The organism is Pseudomonas sp. NFX71, assembly GCF_048079215.1.
Classification (GTDB): Bacteria; Pseudomonadota; Gammaproteobacteria; order Pseudomonadales; family Pseudomonadaceae; genus Aquipseudomonas; species Aquipseudomonas fluorescens_B.
Genome location: NZ_CP182230.1, coordinates 5,571,753 through 5,590,951 on the forward strand (window position 1 = coordinate 5,571,753; position 19,199 = coordinate 5,590,951).

Below are 19,199 nucleotides of genomic sequence, written 5' to 3' on the forward strand. Positions count from 1 at the left end.
TGTTTTTTAGAGACTGCGCGAAATGACCATGCGCTGAATATCACTGGTGCCTTCGTAGATCTGGCAGACCCGCACGTCGCGGTAGATCCGCTCGAGCGGGAAGTCGTTCAGGTAACCGTAACCGCCGAGGGTTTGCAACGCGGCGGAGCATACCTTTTCAGCCATTTCCGAGGCGAAAAGTTTGGCCATGGAGGCTTCTACCAACGCCGGTTTGCCGCTGTCACGCAATGCCGCGGCGTAATGCACCATCTGCCGGGCGACGGCGATCTGGGTTGCCATGTCGGCCAGACGGAACGCGACGGCCTGGTGTTCGATGATCGGTTTGCCGAAACTCTCGCGCTCACGGGCGTAGTCCCGGGCCGCTTCAAATGCGGCGCGGGCCATGCCCACCGATTGTGAGGCGATGCCAACGCGGCCGCCTTCGAGGTTGGCGAGGGCGATCCGGTAACCTTCGCCCTCCTCGCCCAAGCGATTGGCCACCGGTACTTTGACGTCTTCGAACAGAATCTGGCAGGTGTCGGAGGCATGCTGGCCGAGCTTGTCTTCGACGCGGGCGACTTTATAGCCTGGCGAATCGGTGGGCACGATCAGCGCGGTGATCCCGCGTTTGCCGGCACTCGGGTCCGTCACCGCAAACACGATCACCACCCCGGCGTTCTGCCCGGAGGTGATGAACTGCTTGCAGCCGTTGAGAACGTAGTGATTGCCTTCGAGACGGGCGCGGGTTTTCAAACCGCTGGCATCGGAACCGGCTTGCGGTTCGGTCAACGCGAAAGCGCCGAGCATCGCACCGCTGGCCAGCGGTTTCAGAAAGCGCTCTTTCTGATCGTCGTTGCCGTAGTTGAGAATCGGCACGCAACCGACCGAATTGTGCACGCTCATGATGGTCGAGCAGGCGCCGTCGCCCGCGGCGATCTCCTCCAGCGCCATGGCGTAGGCCAGGTAACCGGTGTCACAACCGCCCCACTGTTCCGGCACCAGCATGCCGAAGAAACCCAGATCGGCCATCTCGCCGATGGCTTCCTTGGGGAAACGGTGCTCGCGATCCCACTCGGCGGCGAACGGTTTCAGGCGTTCCTGGGCAAACTGCCGGGCCATGTCGCGGATCTGTTGTTGGTCGTCATTGGGAATCATGGTGAATCCTTAAAATCCGGGGTACGCCACAGAACTCTCTGGGAGCCAGCCTGCTGGCTGGCTCCCACAGGGGTGAGGTTGGCCTAGTACAGGCATTCCACGGCCATCGCCGTGGCTTCACCGCCGCCGATGCAGATCGCTGCGACACCGCGTTTCAGGCCTTTCTGGCGCAGGGCCGAGAGCAAGGTCACCAGAATCCGAGCACCCGAGGCCCCGATCGGGTGGCCCAGGGCGCAGGCGCCGCCGTGTACGTTGAGTTTCTCGTGAGGGATTTCCAGGTGGGTCATGGCGGCCATGCCGACCACGGCAAACGCTTCGTTGACTTCGACCAGATCGACGTCGTTCAGCGACCAGCCGGTTTTCTTCATCAACCGCTTGATTGCACCGATCGGTGCCACCGGGAACAGGCCCGGCGTGTCGGCGAATGCCGCGTGGCCATGGATCAGCGCAAGGGGTTTCAAACCGCGTTTTTCAGCTTCGGAACGGCGCATCAATACCAGCGCCGCCGCACCATCGGAAATCGAACTGGAGTTGGCCGCCGTCACGGTGCCGCCTTCACGGAACGCCGGCTTGAGCGAGGCGATCTTGTCCAGTTTGGCTTTCGGTGGCTGTTCGTCGTTGCTGATCACCACCTGCTCTTTCCCGACGGTCACGGTCAGCGGCACGATTTCGTCCTTGAAGCTGCCGTCCTTGATCGCCTGCTGCGCGCGGGTGGTCGAGGCAATGGCGAACGCGTCCTGAGCCTCGCGAGTGAAGCCGTTGGTTTCGGCGCAATCTTCGGCGAAGGTGCCCATCAGGCGGCCCTTGTCGTAGGCGTCTTCCAGGCCATCGAGGAACATGGAATCGAGCACACGACCGTGGCCCATGCGGTAACCGCTGCGGGCGCGGTCCAGCAGGTACGGCGCGTTGGACATGCTTTCCATACCGCCGGCCACGACAACATCGGCGCTGCCGGCGATCAGCATGTCGTGGGCCAGGATGGCCGCTTCCATGCCCGAACCGCACATTTTGTTCAGGGTGGTGCAGCGGGTCGATTTATCCAGCCCGGCACCCAGCGCAGCCTGACGGGCCGGGGCCTGGCCAAGGCCGGCGGGCAACACGCAGCCAAACAGCACTTCTTCAATGGCATCCGGCGCCAAACCTGCACGTTCAACCGCAGCACGAATGGCGGCAGCGCCCAGTTGTGGCGCGGTCAGGCTTTTCAGTTCGCCCTGGAAACCACCCATCGGGGTGCGGACGGCGCTGACGATAACGATTGGATCGTTGGCAATAGTCATGACAAATCCTCCTTACTTCGCGGCCATGCGCAAGGCGCCGTCGAGACGGATCACCTCGCCATTGAGCATGCTGTTTTCAATGATATGCCTGACCAGCGCGGCATACTCGCCCGGTTTGCCCAAACGTGGCGGAAAAGGCACGCCAGCGGCCAGGGAATCGCGGACTTCCTGGGTCATGCCGGCCATCATCGGGGTTTCGAAAATGCCCGGAGCGATGGTCATCACACGGATGCCGAAACGCGCCAGTTCACGAGCAGCGGGCAAGGTCAGGCTGACGATCGCGCCTTTGGACGCGGCATAAGCCGCCTGGCCGATTTGGCCATCGTAAGCCGCCGCCGACGCAGTGTTGATGATCACCCCGCGCTCGCCATCGGCATCCGGCTCGGTTTCGGCGATCGCCGCCGATGCCAGACGCAGCATGTTGAAGCTGCCGATCAGGTTCACGTTGATCACCTGGCTGAAACTGGCCAGCGCGTGCGGGCCGTTCTTGCCGAGGATCTTCTCGCCACGGACGATGCCGGCGCAGTTGACCAGGCCGTTGAGGCCGCCAAAGGCCTTGACCGTCGCCTGCACCGCCGCTTCAGCGGCCGCTTCGTTGCTGATGTCCGCGACCACGCTTTGCGCACCGAGACGTTCAGCCTGGGCCGCAACAGCGTCGGCGTTCATGTCCACCAGCATCACTTTGGCGCCGGCTGCGACCAGCATTTCAGCCGTGGCCGCGCCGAGCCCGGAGGCACCACCGGTGACGAGAAAAACCTTGTTTTCGATCTGCATCATTGTGTCCTTGGATTCAAGCTGAAGCGTTCTTCGCCGCGGCCTCTTGAGCCTTGGCGATTTCCTGGTTGCGCAAGATAAAGCGCTGCAATTTGCCGCTTGGGGTTTTCGGCAACTCGCTGACAAATTCGATTTCACGGGGGTACGAGTGCGCGGCCAGACGCTTGCGCACATGTTGGCGCAGCTCTTCGGCCAATTCGGGGGCGGCGCGGTATTGCGCGCTGAGCACGACGAACGCTTTGACCAGCTCGGTGCGCTCCGGATCGGGCTTGCCCACCACCGCCGCTTCGACCACGGCCGGGTGTTCGATCAACGCGCTTTCCACGTCGAACGGCCCGACGCGGTAGCCGGAGGTGGTGATCACGTCATCACTGCGGCCGACGAAGCTGATGCTGCCGTCCGGGTTCCACTCGACGGTGTCGCCACTCAGGTAATAGTTGCCAACGAAGGCCTTGGTGGGCGCGCCTTCGTAACCGGCAAACCAGCACATCGGCGACTGAGTGCGGTCGATGGCCAGGATGCCCGGCTGGCCGACGCCCAGCTCCTGGTACTCGTCGTCGAGCACCACGATGCGGTGGCCTGGCGAGGCAAAACCGGCGGCGCCCAGGTGAATCGGATGTTCGAGACCGTGGTGGTTGCACAGGACCATGCCCAATTCGGTCTGGCCGTAATGGTCATGAATCACCACGCCGAGGTTGTCGGCGAACCAGCGAATCACTTCCGGGTTCAACGGCTCGCCGGCACTGCTGACGATGCGCAATTTGCCCTTGATCGATTTGGCGAACTCGTCGCCACCGGCGATCAGCAAACGATATGCCGTCGGCGACCCGGTGAGGTTGGTGATCTCGTATTTGTTGATCACCCGGCAGGTGCTTTCGAGGGTGAACGGGCCATCGTAAAAGGTGATCGGATGCCCCATCGACATCGGCCCGGTCACACCAAAATAGATGCCGTAGGCCCAGCCCGGATCGGCGACGTTCCAGAATGCATCTTCCGGGCGCAAGTCCACGGCGTCACGGGTGTAGCTCTGAAAGGCGACGATGGCCTTGAGCGGCACGGACAACGCCTTCGACGGACCGGTGGTGCCCGAGGTGAACATCAGCAGGAACGGCTCTTCACCGGTCAGCAGCACCGGCTCGCACTCGGGGGAATAGTTGGCCAGTTCGGCCCAGAAACTGAAATCGCCGCGGACAATGCCCTGGCCTTTCGCGCCACCGACGGTGACGATGGTCGGGCAGTCGGCAACTTCAGCGAGTTTGGAGCGGTTGACCGCGTCGGTCACCACCACTTTGGCGCCGGAACTGCTCAGGCGATGCTCGATGGCTTTGGGGCCGAATGCGGTGAACAACGGCTGATACACCGCACCGATGCGCCAGGTGGCGAACACGGTGATCAATAATTCGATATTGCGCGGCAGCAGGCCGGCGACCTTGTCGCCTTTCTTCACGCCCTGAGCCAGGAGGAAATTGGCGAAACGCGCAGCCTTATCCTGCAGCTCGCTGAACGTGTACGTGGCGCTGGTGCCGTCGCGGCCTTCCCAGAACAGCGCGATGCGGCCTGGCAACGCATGCCGGTCGCAACACTCGACGCAGGCATTGAGGGCCGTCAGATCGCCCGCGAGTGCGGTATCGACGGTGTGCTGATAATTGAACTGTGACGTGGCAGACAAGTAATCGCGCATTGCCAGAATCCCTCTGTATTTTTATTAGGCTGGGGGGAACCGTAACCAACAGGGAAATACTCGCTCTGCGCGGGGGGTGGGGCAATGGTCAAAGCTATCAAGTTGTCTGACTGGTTTGGCCAAGAATTGAGGAATGCGGCGCCTGGGCGGCCGCCATCGCGGGCACGATCACTACAAAATCCGGATCAGTCGGCCTCGTTCAGAATCAAACTCCGGTAATGCCCCGGATTCGACCCCGACCACTTGCGAAAAGCCTTATAGAACGAACTCGCATCGGCAAACCCCAACCGCGTAGCGATCTCGGCGAAGCTGATACTCGGTTCAGCCAGCCAGACAATGGCCAGTTCCTTGCGCACGCTGTCCTTGAGCCCCTGATACGTCTGCCCCTCTTCCGCCAGTCGCCGACGCAAGGTCGAGGCCGACATGCACAGTTGTTGCGCCAGAGGTTCGGTCTCTGGCCACTGTTCGGCGGGCAACTGCCGCAAATCGTGCTTGATCCGGCTTGCCAGGCTCTCCGGGTCGCGGTACTTGACCAGAATATTGGCCGGCGCATGGGCCAGGAATCGCTTGAGTTCTTCGGCGCTGCGTTTGATCGGCAAATCCAGGCAGTCGGCCGAGAAAATCATCCGGGTGCGCGGCCGGTCGAAACGCAGGTTCTCGGAAAACATCACCTGATAGTCGTCACAGAAATCCGGCTGCGGGCAGCGCAACTCGATGGCCAGAATCGGAATCCGTCGCCCCGCCAGCCAACAGGCAACGCCGTGAACGATCATCCAGTAGGTGAAATAGGTAAAGGCGCGACGCGGGGCCTGGTCGTCTTCCAGCAGCACGATCTCTGCGAGGCTTTGCTGGCGAACCAGCTGCGCGGGCAGGTGTTCGAGCATCAACGACAGAAACCCCAGCCCCGAGGTCAGGCCGGCAGCGAGGCTCGGCTGGACCATGGAACAGCGGCACAGAAACGCCAGACTGCCGGATTTGAGCTTGCGCGGGTCCATGCCAAAAAATTCATCGTCCCGACGCCGCGCCAGCAAGCGCCAAAGCCGTGCGTACGCGGTGGCCGGCACGCGGGCTGTGGTCGATTCGAGCAGCCCCGGATCGATGCCGACCTTGTTCAACACCTCGTCGGTGGAGGCGCCGGGGGCGCAACTTTGCAACAGCGCTTCACGCACCAGTTGAATGGAGATGGTGTCTTTTTCCGACATTGAGCGGGGTGTGCCCTGTTTTTATGAATGGTGCGCATATTAGCCCGATAAGATCAAAAGATCGCAGCCTTCGGCAGCGCCTGCATTTGGTATGCATTACCTGTAGGAGCTGCCGAAGGCTGCGATCTTTTGATCTGTTCAGCTTAGGTTCAGGTTAATGCCAATGATTGCCATTTGGTAATGAGTGTCATTATGTTACAAATTAGCACCCTATCTAATTCCCAGACGGTGCCGAATGCTTGTCCCTTTTCTGATCATGCTGCGCGAAGGCATTGAGGCCGCATTGATCGTTGGCATCATCGCCAGCTACCTCAAGCAAACCGGTCGCGGTCAATGGATGCCTGCCGTATGGATCGGCGTGTTTCTCGCCGCCGCGCTGGCCCTGCTGGTGGGCGGTGGCCTGGAGTTGGTCAGTGCCGAATTCCCGCAGAAACAACAGGAACTGTTCGAAGGCGTGGTCGGCCTGGTCGCCGTCGGCATTCTCAGTTCCATGGTGTTCTGGATGCGCAAGGTGGCGCGTTCGATCAAGCATTCGCTGCACGTCTCCCTCGATCATGCGTTGACCGGCTCCAGGCATCAAGTGACAGCGCTGATCGCCATGGTGTTTTTTGCCGTCGCCCGGGAAGGCCTGGAAACGGTGTTCTTCCTGCTCGCGGTGTTCCAGCAGAGCGAAGGGCCGGCCGCACCGATCGGTGCCCTGCTCGGCCTGATCCTGGCGATCATCGTCGGTTTCCTGATCTACACCGGCAGCATGCGCCTGAACCTCGGCGCGTTCTTCCGCTGGACCGGCCTGTTCATCCTCGTGGTGGCCGCCGGCATTCTCGCCAACTCGGTGCAGGCGCTGCATGAAGCCGGGGTCTGGAATCACCTGCAAACCGTGCTGTTCGATTTCAGCGCCACGCTGCCGATGGATGGCCCGCTGGGGTCAGTGCTGGCCGGCATGTTCGGGTATCAGGATGCACCGACTGTCAGCACCCTGGGTGCCTACCTGATCTATCTGGTGCTGGCGCTGGTGATGTTTTTTCTCCCCGCGCCTGCACCCGCTAAACACGCTTCTTCCGTTTCCAGTCAGTAAGGGCCTACATGTCAACGCCTACTCCTCCAGTGGCCTCCCCTCCCCGTGCCTTGCGCTGGGCGGTGGCCGGTTCGGTGATCGTGATGATCGCCGCCGGCGGCCTGTTCTACTACGCCTCAAAAATGGCTGCGGCCAAACGTCAGGCCAACCATGATGAAGTGCTGGTGACCATTCACCCGCACAGCTGCGAGCCGAATGCATTGACGGTGCCGGCCGGTCGCGCCAGTTTCCGCATCGTCAACCACTCGGACCGCGCCGTTGAGTGGGAAATCCTCGATGGCGTGCTGGTGGTCGAAGAACGGGAAAACATCGCCCCCGGCCTGAGCCAGGTGATCAACGCCAACCTGATGCCCGGCGATTACGCGATCACTTGCGGCCTGCTGAGCAACCCGCGCGGCACGCTGCATGTGACGCCTACCACCGCTTCCGATGCCGCGGCCAAAGCCAAACCGTCGATGGTCGCTTTCGTCGGGCCGCTGTCGGAGTTCCGCGTTTACCTGAGCAGCCAAAGCACCGCGCTGATCAAAGCCGTCACAGCGCTAGAGCAAGCCATCGAAGCCGGCGACCTGAGCCAGGCGCAAGCGTTGTATGTCCCGGCCCGCACCGCGTATCAGCGCATCGCCCCGGCCGCACAGCGCCTCGCCGAACTCGACAACACGATCAACGCCCGTGCCGATTACTTTGAAAAACGCGAGCAGGATCCGGGTTTCAGCGGTTTCCATCGCCTCGAATATGCGCTGTTCCAGCAACGCACCCTCGACGGCCTGACACCGGTGGCTCAACGGTTGCTGACCGACGTCACCACGCTCAAACAACAACTGCTCGCCCAATCGCTACCGCCGGAACAGCTGGTCAGCATCGTGGTGCGCAACCTCAACAACCTGGGCGAAGTGCGCGCGAGCAGCGGTGAAGAAGAACGCTACAGCCACACCGACTTGAACGGTTTCGCCGGCAACCTCTTTGCTGCCCGCAAAGTCGTCGACCTGTTGCGTCCGCTGCTGACCAAGTCCGCCGCCGAACTGCTGCCCACTCTCGACAACGCCATCGCCAGCCTCGATGCAGAACTTGACGGCTTCAAGGTCGAGAAAGGCTACGCGAGCTACGACAGCGTCAGCGCCGAACAGCGTAAACAGATCGCCGACAAGGCCAAGGCGCTGGCCGACGCACTCGACGGCATCGATCCCGCCCTCGGCCTTTCCGGCCTATAGCAGAAGACGAACTTCAGATGAACGATTCAGAGCAATTCAACCTTCAGCGGCGCCGGGTATTGATGGGCATGGGCGTCGCCGGCGTGGCCCTGGCCGGTTCAGCCTTGAGCTGCCCGGCCCTGGCCGCCAGCCCCGCGCAAGTCACCGAAGCGCCGAGCAGCGACAAGACCGAGGACCGCCACGATTTCCATGGCCAGCACCAGAGCGGCATCGTCACCCCTCGACCGGCGTCCGGCATGCTGGTGTCGTTTGATGTGTTGGCCAGCGACCGCGAGGACCTGGAGCGGCTGTTCCGCACGCTCAATGAGCGCATCGCGTTCCTGATGCACGGCGGCCCGGTGGCGCAGGTCGATCCGAAACTGCCGCCGGTGGATTCAGGCATTCTCGGCCCGGTGGTGACGCCGGATAACCTCACCATCACCGTGTCGGTCGGCGAATCGTTGTTCGATGAGCGCTTCGGCCTGGCGAACGCCAAACCGAAACGGCTGATCCGCATGGTTGGCTTTCCCAACGATGCGCTGGAGGCCGATTGCTGCCACGGCGACCTGAGCCTGCAGTTCTGCGCCAACACCGCCGACACCAACATCCATGCACTGCGCGATATCGTGAAGAACCTGCCGGACCTGCTGCTGGTGCGTTGGAAACAGGAAGGCAGCGTACCGCCGCAGGCTCCCGCGAAACCGGGGGTGCCGGCACAGAGCGCGCGCAACTTTCTGGGCTTTCGCGACGGCTCGGCCAACCCCGACTCCAACGACGCCAAGGCCATGGACAGCATCGTCTGGGTCCAGCCCGGCAACGACGAACCGGCCTGGGCTGCCAATGGCAGCTATCAAGCGGTGCGGATCATCCGCAACTTCGTCGAACGCTGGGACCGCACACCGTTGCAGGAACAGGAAAGCATCCTCGGACGAATCAAAAGCACAGGCGCACCCATGGGTGGCGCTCATGAAACCGAGGTCCCGGATTACGGCAAGGACCTGGAAGGCAAGCTGACCAAGCTTGACGCCCATATCCGCCTGGCCAACCCGCGCACCGCCGCGAGCCAGGCCAACCTGATCCTGCGCCGGCCGTTCAACTACTCCAACGGCGTGAACAAGAACGGTCAGCTGGACATGGGATTGCTGTTCATCTGCTACCAGGCCGATCTGGAAAAAGGCTTTATCACTGTGCAAACCCGACTCAACGGTGAACCGCTCGAGGAATACCTCAAGCCGGTCGGCGGGGGATACTTCTTCACCTTGCCGGGTGTGACGGGCGACCAGGATTTCATCGGTCGCTCACTGCTTGACGCTGCCTCCCCAAAAACAACCGCATAACCACCCCCATACGGAACCGTCCCATGAAAAAGTCGCCCCTCGCGTTACTGCTGACCCTTGGTTTGCTCAACACCCCGCTTTCGGCTTTCGCGGCGACGGCGCCGCTGGAACTGGTGGGGCCGATCTCGGACTACAAGATCTACGTCACTGAACAATTGGACGAACTGGCCAGCCACACTCAGAAATTCACCGACGCCGTGAAGAAAGGCGACCTTGCCACCGCGCAAAAACTCTATGCGCCGACCCGGGTTTACTACGAGTCCATCGAGCCGATCGCCGAACTGTTCAGTGACCTGGACGCGTCCATCGACTCCCGTGTCGACGATCACGAAAAAGGCGTGAAGGCCGAAGACTTCACCGGTTTCCACCGCATCGAGTATTCGCTGTTCTCCGAGAAAAGCACCAAGGGTCTCGGACAATTGGCTGATGGCTTGAACAAGGATGTCAAAGACTTGCAAACCCGCGTGGCCGGCCTGACCTTCCCGCCCGAGAAAGTGGTGGGTGGCGCAGCGGCGTTGTTGGAAGAAGTCGCGGCGACCAAGATCTCCGGCGAGGAAGATCGCTACAGCCACACCGATCTTTACGACTTCCAGGGCAACATCGACGGCGCGAAGAAAATCGTCGACCTGTTCCGTCCGCAGATCGAGAAGCAGGACGCGGTGTTCATGGCCAAGGTCGACAAGAACTTTGCAACGGTGAACAAGACATTGGCCAAATACAAGACCAGGGATGGGGGTTTTGAGACTTACGACAAAGTGAAGGACAGCGACCGTAAAGCGCTGGTTGGGCCGGTGAATACATTGGCTGAGGACTTGTCGACGTTGCGTGGGAAATTGGGGCTGAACTGAGTTTCAACCCTTTGAAGGACGCTTCGCGGGCAAGGCTTGCTCGCGAAGCCGTCCAGGCGGGGTCAGCGCTGCTGAAGTTTTAGATCCAGAGGGATGAAACCCACAAGTGCAGGCCCGAAAGGCCTACCGCTATTGTCCACGCCATACCATTTGTTGTTCTGATGAATGGCCGTGGTGTTAGTGCCTCGGTGAATGCCTTGCATGAGCGCGTGATCAGCATCCACCCAACCCGACATTTTTTTCCCCGCCGCCCCGGCGGCTCCTCCGAAAAAGCCCCTGACTTGATTGAGGCCGGTTTGCAGGCGACCGAGGCCGTTTTGAGTGATATCGAATACACGACTGGTCAGCATTTGACCAAAGCGCCGCATGCCTCTTGCAGTGCCCGAGAGGAGATCAGGCAATCCGCTCAACGGGTTGATGACCGAATGGACTGAACCCGCGCTGATTTTCATTAACTCAAAAGCCTTCACCTTGACCGGTGAAACAGACTTGACCACGCCCACTGCCGTACTCACTCCACCGAGCAATCCGGACAGGCTTGAAACAGCATCGGAAAAACACCCAAACACGCCATTGATCAAGCCCATGCGCGTCCCGGTGCTCAAATCGCTCACACAGCCGACGAAGGGAATCAGCTGCAGTGCAAAGCCTTTCAGGTTTTCCCAGAATTGCTTCTGCTTGTCCCGGGGTGTGAGTCCTTTGGCGCGATCCAGCAGAACCGCCTTTTGCCCCTGCAGAAAATTATCGTTGATCACCGCATTGATGATCCTCGCCAGCTTGGGCGAGAAGTAACTATTGGGGACGTATATTGTTTCATCTGCGTAACCCACCAGCGGCGTAGCGGCAAAGCTGTCACCCAATTTCTCGATGATCAACTTGGGTGATTTGACATGGGTTCGCGGTGCGGCCCCTGTTGTATATGCCAGAAAATCGAAGGGCAACTCAGCGCCTCGCTGAACGACTGCATTGACTGGAGAACCTTTACTGACTTTGACTTTTTCGACTGTCATCACGCCATTCAGCGGCAGCACATCGGGCAGGTCCGAACGCTTGATGATTTTCATCTGCGCCGGGAACACTTCGAAGTAGCTGATTTTTCCACCGTGCTCACAGCGTATCAGCGTGCCATATCCCCCCCGAGCCGCCGCCTGAAGCTCGCGTGTTTCATCCTCTTTTATCCTCCCGGTTTCTTCTCGCAAGGTGAACAGTTCGATGGTCCCCAGCTCAATACATTGGCGGTCTTGCAAAGGCAGTTCGGCGAACAGCAGTTGGGTTGGAGCGATAAACGCTTCAGAAAATCCGGCGAAATAGCCGTCCACGGAAGACGTTAAAAGCGTGTCGAGGTCTGGTAGTGCCTGGATTCTGGTTTCCCACACCCCTTCCGTCATCCCCATCCGGCTGGGTTGCCACCAATTTTCAGGGGTCAAGTCACCGGCCATGTACACCTCGACCAGATCGTGGGTGGTCCCTTTGGCGGCCTGGAGGTTCCAGCTGGCACCCAATAATTTTGACCAGAGTTTCATCGCCCCTATTTCGTGATCACTGGCATCCGGAAATACCTTGCGTAACTCAATGATTGCCATGTCCCTGCGCGTTTGCAGCGGCCGGGAAAAGGTCTGCAATGCCTTGGCAATGTCAGTGCGCTGCCTGGCGAACATTTTGGCGGCGTATTCATAATCCCCGGGGGAATAGGAAGACGTGTGCCTCTGTCGAATAACGCCGTTCATGACACCCCATGCCACTAAGATGTCGACACCGGCGCTCTGAAACAACAGGCGGCTTTCTTCGGTGGCTGGATCAAGCACTGCAAGCGCCATGAGCTGGTCGGCGGGCATCGCACGGGAACAGCCCTGATTCGTTGCTTCCACGATGGCAACGCCCAGGCGCAACGTCATCCAGTTGACCGTTCCCATGTGCACGTTGCTACCGCCAGGCACGAGGAACTCCGGGGCAACCTCGGCCAGGAACAAGTGCGCCACCAGTGGTGCAGTCAGCGCGCTGACACCCTTGTCACTAATCAAATGATTTTCGATATCGGCACGTATCGCACCCAGTTCACGCCCTCTGTTGCCGGGCTGATAAACATCGTAACCGGCAATGTTTCCGGACTTGCCAGGCGCGTCGGGATCAACGCTCAGTTTTATCGCCGTGCACAGGAGCTGCTGGCAGTGCTCCATGGAAGCCGTTTGCCCTTCGGTGGCTCCGTACCAATTGAGTTTTTTGACCAATTGCTGTCCCCAAGCGTCGGCACCATACGTGTCGAAAATCTCAGCGAGCAAATGGTGGGCATTGTTTCGCCGCTGTTCGACTGAGGTGCCGGTGAGCGGATAAGTACCCAACGCGTGGAAGATTGACGGCGATCCGTCCAGAAGTACTTTGGACAACTCAATAATCTGAGTCTTTTCAGCGTTTGATAGCGTGACAGGCGCAGTATTAGCCAACGGCCAGTCTGCCCCATAGTTGCCTAACGGTGGGGATGGCGGCATTGACGTGTTCAGCCAACCAATGATGTTACGCACCTCTGCGACATTTTTGGGCGCATCAAAGCCTCTGAAACGGATGACTTGCAGCAGGTCAGCAGACGTACTGGAGTACAGTGCGCCGCCGGATGTTCTGGCCTGCTCAAACAACTTGTCGAGCGCCGCCTTTAACGCAGGCCGTGCGTTCACAGCGCCAGTCAGATCAACCCAGATCCCCTCGGAGAACACTTGGATTTTTCGCTCAGCGAGCCTGACAGGGAATAGGCTGCAGTCGATTTTCAGAGCCTGGCAAAGTTCGATCATCGCTGGCAACGCCAGTAAATCATGCAGGTGACGGCGTATTTCCTGGCTTGCCTGCTCAAGTGGTCTGCTGACAAAACCAGCCATGGTTTCCGACAAGGTAACGGGCGCGCTATCGGCCTTGTCCTTTACCACCCGTTCGAGGGCAGTGACCAACAGTGCGCACTCCTTGGCAACGTCAGCAATCTGTTCGACCTGTTCGATCGCTTTTTCCAGGCGCGCCTTTTTAGCGGTAGAGAACGCGGGCCACGCCGAAGTTTTCAATTGGCTGGCGATTTGTTGTGCGCTCACTGTCCGGGATGGCGGGTTTACCCCGTAAAACCCGAGCACAGTATCGCGAGGAATGGCGTTGGAGTCCGAACTCAAATGACACAACCCGAAATCGCCGGGGTCGAGCAATTTCAGGATCGGCAACAGTGATTTTGCCGCCGGCCACCACCCCGAATGATCCCACAGCCCGAATTCGTGGAGGGTGGTCAGGCCGTTTTTGGTGATGGACCCTGTCACCCGGTCGTGATGGATGCGCAGCGTTGGCAAGGCCAGGCCTTTGGCAGTGAAGAACTCCAGAAGCGCGTTGTCGTTCACGGCTTGCTTGTACAGTTCGACCGATGAGTGGATCAGCGTCCCCGCAGGGATCACCACTGGGGTGTTCCGATTGGACTCCAGCACTGTAAGGACGTCACTGTGCAGCTGATGATCCGCGGTGGAGAGCGCGCCCGGATCATTCAACGTCTCCAACACCCACTCGGCGGCCCGTTTTGATCGTTGTGTACGTTCTGGCTCTGTCGTGCCCTCATCAATGAGTGGAGCAAGATCGTGGTGCTTGAAATAGTCATCCCGGGGGTGTTCGGCGACCTCGAGGATCAATTCAGCGCTGCTAATGCTCTGGTTCCATGGCACCGGCTGCAGCAACAAGCCGGCAACATCGTTCACCAATCGGGGATCCTCGTGAGGATCCTCAAAAGTCGAGTCGGCGATTCGCGCCCTGATAGCCTCGTCAACCGATGGCATTGCGCTCAGGGCGGTTTCCACTTCATTCAAGATGTCGCCACGCAGTCCGGCGTCTTGTTCCTGGATAAAGTGTGGACCACCGATAATTGCTCCGGCCCGGAGTTTGTGGAATTCATGGACAGCCGCATAAATTGTGGCCATCGCGATCGTTGCGGCGGCGCGTGGGTGCTGCCGGGCAGTACCCGTCACGGAGTTCAACGTCGACACACCCATCGCGGACAGGTAACTGCCGACTGTCTGAAGCCATACGCCAAGATCGGAGTACAACGTATCGATGAAACGCTGCTGTTGTTCCAGCGGTTCGACTGTCGGCGCGTAAGGACTGTCCGGGTTGGCTACAGGTTCCGACTCATGAGGGAGGAAGGGTTTGAGCAGGTCTGGAAGCGCTCCAAACAGGGTGCGCAGCGGGACAAGTTCAGTCTGCTCGACTGCTTCGACGGGGTGCCAGCCGGTCAGCAAATGCATGGATTGCGTAAGTAATTCGTCGATGTGCCGGGCAAACCGTTCGGCTTGCTCAAATGCTCCGACATAGAGTGATGCCACATTTTCCTGTGCATGTGGGCGGGGCCGTGTACCGTCCAAACGCACAGGCTGGGGGACATTGAAGGGTTGGCCTAGGACTGCGGCGTTTGCGACAGTCACATTAATCTGTGGCGAAACGGATGATGGGCTCCCGCTTTCATATTGCACTGGCGGTTGCGCCTGCTGAGCGGGCCGGCCAGGGAGAACGGGCCGCCCGGCCACGGGGACCTTCAGCTGCCGGGCATTGTCGACGGCATTCAGCACATACAACAGTTTGGCCCACCCCCCTTGCGGTACAGGTGTTCCACGGACATCGATATGTTTGAAGAAGTCAGCATTCTGATTAATTGCTTCCAACGCCGAGAGCAGTGAAAAGCCATCCTCCTGCCCGGTGTCTGCGAGTGCTTTTCCAGCTTCGCTATTGACAGAAACGCCGCCCCGTTTAGCTTCCTCCTGAAACGCGATAATCGCCGTCGACACTGCCGTCGACGCACTAGCCCACACCCCCGTTGCCGCAGTTTTGCCTGCCGACTTCGCACCATTGAACAATGCTTTACCCAAATCCATCACGGGCAACGCGCCCAGTGTATTGAGTGCCGAATTCGCCCGATTGACCCAATGCTGTACGCCGGCCGTCAGCCACGCAGGGTCTGTCCACTCGTTGAACAATGGCGGCACAGACTTCAGCTCGATGTTTTGCCAGAGCGCCTGGACTGCCCGTTTGTGCCGGTCCGGGAAACGCTCACGTTGAGTGGTCTCATCCAGGCGTTGCAGAAATTCGCCCAATAAAAATCTGGTCTCTGCGGGTGATGGCCGGACAGTCAAAAACTCTTCCAGCTTGGTCAGCGTGCTTTCGATTCGCCCCTCACGCCATGGCCTGATTGACGACCGGCAGTCCCTGACGGTGGTGCGCAGGCATTGCCACTGAAGATCCGACAACAACTCACCATTGGCGATCAGCTCGTCTAATTGATGTCGCGATGAATTCCTGTGTAACTGTATAAATCCGAGGACACTGTCGGGGTTGGCGCTTGCGAACAATTCGAGACGTTCGCCGAATACCTCCCCCCAGCGCTCAGGCGGCAAATGGCAGATGACCTCGACAATGGCACGCAGTCGCTCGACGGTCAGGTCGCCTTTGGGCTGAATCGAACGCATCATCGCCTCCACGAACAAGTCAGCCATCGAACGACCCACATCGGTTTGCAAAAGGCCGCTTTTCAAAACATCAAGCACCTCCTGTTCCGAAAGCCGCTGTGTCTTCAAGTGCTTTCTCAAGGAAGCCCAGGTTTTCTCAAGCGACATTTGATCGAAGACCAGTTCGCCAGGATACCCATCCCCCTTGCGATACACCGGAGGATAAAGGTCGTTCAACTCTGCTGAGAACGATGAATCGAACACCGGAAATCTGGCTCCGGGGAACATCGTGCGTGTGGGGATGTTTTGCGCTTTGAGGAGTTGCTTGCTGACCCGGGTCGAATCAGGCGTGTCATTGCCTGAACGGAAGGAGAATGCAGAAGGCGTTGCATTGGAAGGGCCACACGGAGCGGGCATTGGAAATCTCTTGTTTCATGAGGTCACGGCGGCACGCTAGAACCTGTCCCGCCCCCTCACTATCAAATAACGCCCAAAGTCCGGTGCCCCTTCAAAGCACCTGAAACTTACAAAATCCGATACAACAATCGCTCGATCCGCACTCGACTCACCCGCTTGAGAAACTTGGCCACTGCCGCCGGGTAATCCGGCAGGGTTTCCAGATCCTGATACCGCTCGATACGCGTGGTGTGCTGGAAAATCTCCGCCAGCTCGCTGCGACGCGGTTGCAGCAACTCCCCTTTTGGGTCATCAATCAGCAACGCGTTTTCCAGGTCGAGGCGGAACGCTCGCGGGTTGAGGTTGTTGCCGGTCAGCAAGGTATAACGCTGATCGATCCACATGCCTTTGAGGTGATAGGTGTTGTCGCCGTCCTTCCACAGGTGCAGGTTCAACTGACCGCTGTCGACGCTGCGATGATGACGCTTGGCGAAACGGCGCAGGCTGATCTCGTAGAGGTAGGGCAATGCTGCGATCACCTTGAAAGGCTCGCTCGGCGGGATGTAGAAGTCATTGGCGGTCTTGTCGCCGACCACGATGTCGATCTTCACGCCACGCGCCAATGCCCGATTGATTTCCCGGGTCACCGCCAATGGCAAGTTGAAGTACGGCGTGCAGATCGTCAGTTGATGCTGCGCGCTGGCGATCAATTCGCAGATCACCCGGCTCAACGGATTGTTCTTGCCCACCCCGAGCAACGGGCTGACCGACAAACCGTCCTTGGCAGTGCTGCCCATGGTGGTGTCGTACGTAGCGTGCTTGAGGCGGCTGCGCAGGTCGCCGATGTCATTGCGCAGGCTGCGGGTGGTCGGCAGGTTCGGCAGATCGAGGCGATGCACCGCTTTCGAGGCGACCAGGCCGTGCTGGACCAGGTGCTGCATCGAATCGGCCAGCGCGCTGCTCTGCAGCAGGTGATAACGGTCGTAGCGGTATTTGTCGAACTTGTGCAGGTAGACGTTGTTGAGACTGGCGCCGCTGTAGATCACGCAGTCATCAATCACGAAGCCTTTCAAATGCAGCACGCCGAACAGCTCGCGGGTCTGCACCGGCACGCCGTACACCGGTACAACGCTGTCGTGGGTGCGCGTGGTTTCCTGGTACCACGCCGAGTTGCCCGGCTGCTTGCCGGCACCGATCAGGCCACGCTGGGCGCGCAACCAGTCGACGACCACCACCACGTCCAGTTCCGGACGCGCCAGTTTCGCGGCGTGCAAGGCATCGAGAATTTCCTGGCCGGCTTCATCCTGTTGCAGGTACAGCGCGACGATGTAGATGCGCTGGGTCGCTGCGGCGATTTTTTCCAGCAGGCAACGACGGAACTCGGCAGCGCCAGAGAGGATGGTGACGGCATCGGCGGTCAGCGGAAAACTGCGCAGTTTAGGCAGCAGAGAGCGTTTGAAAAGCGACGGCATAGGGCTCGCAATGGGTCGAATCCGGAGAGTTCGAGAGCTTACACCATGGATGGGCTTGGGTCTTGCTGGTGTCTGTGCTGCCCTCATCGCCAGCAGGCTAGCTGCCACATCTGAAATGCATTCCCCTGTGGGAGCGGGCCTGCAAGCGATAGCTATCCAATCAATAATAAAAAAGCCGCTTGACCAAGGAGAACGATCGTTCTACTGTTGGCCGCATGAACGAAATAACTAGCAACGACACACGCGACATCATTCTGGATGTCACCGAAAAGTTGATCTACAAAAGTGGCATCTCTGCCACCGGCATGGATCTTCTGGTGAAAACCGCCGGCGTCTCCAGAAAAAGCATTTACCGCTACTTCGCCAATAAGGAGGAGCTGACCGTCGCCGCCCTGCAACGGCGCGACGTGCGCTGGATGCACTGGTACAGGACCGCCGTCGACCAGGCCGAAACCCCGGCCGATCGCCTGCTCAACCTGTTTACCGTGCTCAAGACCTGGTTTGCCTCGGAAGGCTTCCGTGGCTGTGCCTTCATCAACACCAGCGGTGAAACCGGCGACCCGCAAGACCCGGTTCGCCTGGTCGCCAAAGAACACAAACAGAAGCTGCTCGACTACGTGCGCGAGCTCTGCACCGAACATGGCGCCAAAGACCCGGAGACGCAGGCCAGACAGCTGCTGATCCTGATCGACGGTGCCATTACCGTGGCGCTTGTCATGGGTGATCACAGTGCCGCCGATAATGCGCAATGCATGGCGCGAAAGTTATTGGACCTGTAACACTTAACCAAGCCCGACAACTTGCTTGAACTTTAATTTGATAGGGAGACTTTACATGTCTAACGCCGAAGTTCGTCCGCCATTGCCGCCCTTTACCCGTGAGTCCGCCATCGAAAAAATTCGCCTGGCCGAAGACGGCTGGAACTCCCGTGACCCGGAACGGGTGTCCCTCGCCTACACCCTGGACACCAAATGGCGTAACCGCGCCGAATTCGCCTACAACCGTGAAGAAGCCAAGGGTTTCCTGACCCGCAAATGGGCCAAGGAACTGGACTATCGGCTGATCAAGGAACTCTGGGCGTTCACCGGCAACCGCATCGCTGTGCGCTACGCCTATGAATGGCACGACGACTCGGGCAACTGGTTCCGTTCCTACGGCAACGAAAACTGGGAGTTCGACGAGAACGGCCTCATGGCCAACCGGTTCGCCTGCATCAACGACATGCCGATCAAGGAAAGCGACCGCAAGTTCCACTGGCCGCTGGGTCGTCGGCCGGATGATCACCCAGGGCTGTCCGATCTCGGTCTTTGAATTCACATAGATCAACTGTGAGCGGGCTCGCCCGCGATAGCGGAATGTCAGTCAG

General features: G+C 59.4%; 13 protein-coding genes. 6 read left to right on the forward strand and 7 right to left on the reverse strand.

Going from position 1 to position 19,199, the window contains the following annotated elements:
- Window positions 1–6: 6 nt before the first annotated feature.
- The 5 genes from ACM1ZW_RS25970 to ACM1ZW_RS25990 form a co-directional block, all read right to left on the reverse strand.
- Window positions 7–1,134 carry an acyl-CoA dehydrogenase gene (locus ACM1ZW_RS25970; RefSeq protein ID WP_416739651.1) on the reverse strand — a complete coding sequence of 376 codons (1,128 nt, stop codon included), beginning with the start codon at window positions 1,132–1,134 and terminating at the stop codon, window positions 7–9.
- 83 nt (window positions 1,135–1,217) lie between these two features.
- Window positions 1,218–2,411, reverse strand: coding sequence for an acetyl-CoA C-acyltransferase (locus tag ACM1ZW_RS25975; protein ID WP_017339053.1), 1,194 nt, complete (start codon window positions 2,409–2,411; stop codon window positions 1,218–1,220).
- Between the two features lie 12 nt (window positions 2,412–2,423).
- A complete protein-coding gene (locus ACM1ZW_RS25980) occupies window positions 2,424–3,185 on the reverse strand; it encodes an SDR family NAD(P)-dependent oxidoreductase (RefSeq protein WP_017339054.1) in 762 nt (253 codons plus the stop codon).
- Between the two features lie 16 nt (window positions 3,186–3,201).
- Window positions 3,202–4,866, reverse strand: coding sequence for an AMP-binding protein (locus tag ACM1ZW_RS25985; protein WP_416739652.1), 1,665 nt, complete (start codon window positions 4,864–4,866; stop codon window positions 3,202–3,204).
- 185 nt (window positions 4,867–5,051) lie between these two features.
- Entirely contained in the window at window positions 5,052–6,068 is a 1,017-nt protein-coding gene (locus tag ACM1ZW_RS25990; protein ID WP_416739653.1) for an AraC family transcriptional regulator, read from the reverse strand.
- A gap of 235 nt (window positions 6,069–6,303) precedes the next feature.
- Between ACM1ZW_RS25990 and efeU the strand changes: the two genes are divergently transcribed.
- The 4 genes from efeU to efeO (ACM1ZW_RS26010) are packed head-to-tail and all read left to right on the forward strand — an operon-like array spanning window position 6,304 to window position 10,515.
- Window positions 6,304–7,143 (forward strand): iron uptake transporter permease EfeU, encoded by an 840-nt coding sequence (gene efeU / locus ACM1ZW_RS25995; protein WP_017339057.1) that lies wholly within the window; start codon window positions 6,304–6,306, stop codon window positions 7,141–7,143.
- Between the two features lie 8 nt (window positions 7,144–7,151).
- A complete protein-coding gene (gene efeO / locus ACM1ZW_RS26000) occupies window positions 7,152–8,351 on the forward strand; it encodes an iron uptake system protein EfeO (protein ID WP_416739654.1) in 1,200 nt (399 codons plus the stop codon).
- Between the two features lie 17 nt (window positions 8,352–8,368).
- Complete coding sequence (efeB, locus tag ACM1ZW_RS26005) at window positions 8,369–9,667, forward strand: iron uptake transporter deferrochelatase/peroxidase subunit (RefSeq protein WP_416739655.1); 1,299 nt, start codon at window positions 8,369–8,371, stop codon at window positions 9,665–9,667.
- Between the two features lie 23 nt (window positions 9,668–9,690).
- Window positions 9,691–10,515 carry an iron uptake system protein EfeO gene (efeO, locus tag ACM1ZW_RS26010; protein WP_017339060.1) on the forward strand — a complete coding sequence of 275 codons (825 nt, stop codon included), beginning with the start codon at window positions 9,691–9,693 and terminating at the stop codon, window positions 10,513–10,515.
- Between the two features lie 62 nt (window positions 10,516–10,577).
- Here the strand turns inward: efeO (ACM1ZW_RS26010) and ACM1ZW_RS26015 are convergent, their stop codons facing one another.
- Window positions 10,578–16,382: a hypothetical protein gene (locus ACM1ZW_RS26015; RefSeq protein WP_416739656.1), complete on the reverse strand. Its 5,805-nt coding sequence runs from the start codon at window positions 16,380–16,382 to the stop codon at window positions 10,578–10,580.
- Window positions 16,383–16,489: 107 nt separating this feature from the next.
- The gene (gene pssA, locus ACM1ZW_RS26020; RefSeq protein ID WP_017339062.1) at window positions 16,490–17,833 is read right to left on the reverse strand and encodes a CDP-diacylglycerol--serine O-phosphatidyltransferase; all 1,344 of its coding nucleotides are present in this window, start codon (window positions 17,831–17,833) and stop codon (window positions 16,490–16,492) included.
- A 215-nt stretch (window positions 17,834–18,048) separates the two neighbouring features.
- Between pssA and ACM1ZW_RS26025 the strand changes: the two genes are divergently transcribed.
- Complete coding sequence (locus ACM1ZW_RS26025) at window positions 18,049–18,612, forward strand: TetR/AcrR family transcriptional regulator (protein WP_017339063.1); 564 nt, start codon at window positions 18,049–18,051, stop codon at window positions 18,610–18,612.
- A gap of 55 nt (window positions 18,613–18,667) precedes the next feature.
- Window positions 18,668–19,144, forward strand: coding sequence for a DUF1348 family protein (locus ACM1ZW_RS26030; protein ID WP_414879237.1), 477 nt, complete (start codon window positions 18,668–18,670; stop codon window positions 19,142–19,144).
- The last annotated feature ends 55 nt before the right edge of the window (window positions 19,145–19,199 follow it).

What these genes read in the sequence shown, in the direction of transcription:
- ACM1ZW_RS25970 (WP_416739651.1), bottom strand. Translation starts at nt 1,134, where the DNA reads ATGATTCCCAATGACGACCAACAACAGATCCGCGACATGGCCCGGCAG.
- ACM1ZW_RS25975 (WP_017339053.1), bottom strand. Translation starts at nt 2,411, where the DNA reads ATGACTATTGCCAACGATCCAATCGTTATCGTCAGCGCCGTCCGCACC.
- ACM1ZW_RS25980 (WP_017339054.1), bottom strand. Translation starts at nt 3,185, where the DNA reads ATGCAGATCGAAAACAAGGTTTTTCTCGTCACCGGTGGTGCCTCCGGG.
- ACM1ZW_RS25985 (WP_416739652.1), bottom strand. Translation starts at nt 4,866, where the DNA reads ATGCGCGATTACTTGTCTGCCACGTCACAGTTCAATTATCAGCACACC.
- ACM1ZW_RS25990 (WP_416739653.1), bottom strand. Translation starts at nt 6,068, where the DNA reads ATGTCGGAAAAAGACACCATCTCCATTCAACTGGTGCGTGAAGCGCTG.
- efeU (WP_017339057.1), top strand. Translation starts at nt 6,304, where the DNA reads ATGCTTGTCCCTTTTCTGATCATGCTGCGCGAAGGCATTGAGGCCGCA.
- efeO (WP_416739654.1), top strand. Translation starts at nt 7,152, where the DNA reads ATGTCAACGCCTACTCCTCCAGTGGCCTCCCCTCCCCGTGCCTTGCGC.
- efeB (WP_416739655.1), top strand. Translation starts at nt 8,369, where the DNA reads ATGAACGATTCAGAGCAATTCAACCTTCAGCGGCGCCGGGTATTGATG.
- efeO (WP_017339060.1), top strand. Translation starts at nt 9,691, where the DNA reads ATGAAAAAGTCGCCCCTCGCGTTACTGCTGACCCTTGGTTTGCTCAAC.
- ACM1ZW_RS26015 (WP_416739656.1), bottom strand. Translation starts at nt 16,382, where the DNA reads ATGCCCGCTCCGTGTGGCCCTTCCAATGCAACGCCTTCTGCATTCTCC.
- pssA (WP_017339062.1), bottom strand. Translation starts at nt 17,833, where the DNA reads ATGCCGTCGCTTTTCAAACGCTCTCTGCTGCCTAAACTGCGCAGTTTT.
- ACM1ZW_RS26025 (WP_017339063.1), top strand. Translation starts at nt 18,049, where the DNA reads ATGAACGAAATAACTAGCAACGACACACGCGACATCATTCTGGATGTC.
- ACM1ZW_RS26030 (WP_414879237.1), top strand. Translation starts at nt 18,668, where the DNA reads ATGTCTAACGCCGAAGTTCGTCCGCCATTGCCGCCCTTTACCCGTGAG.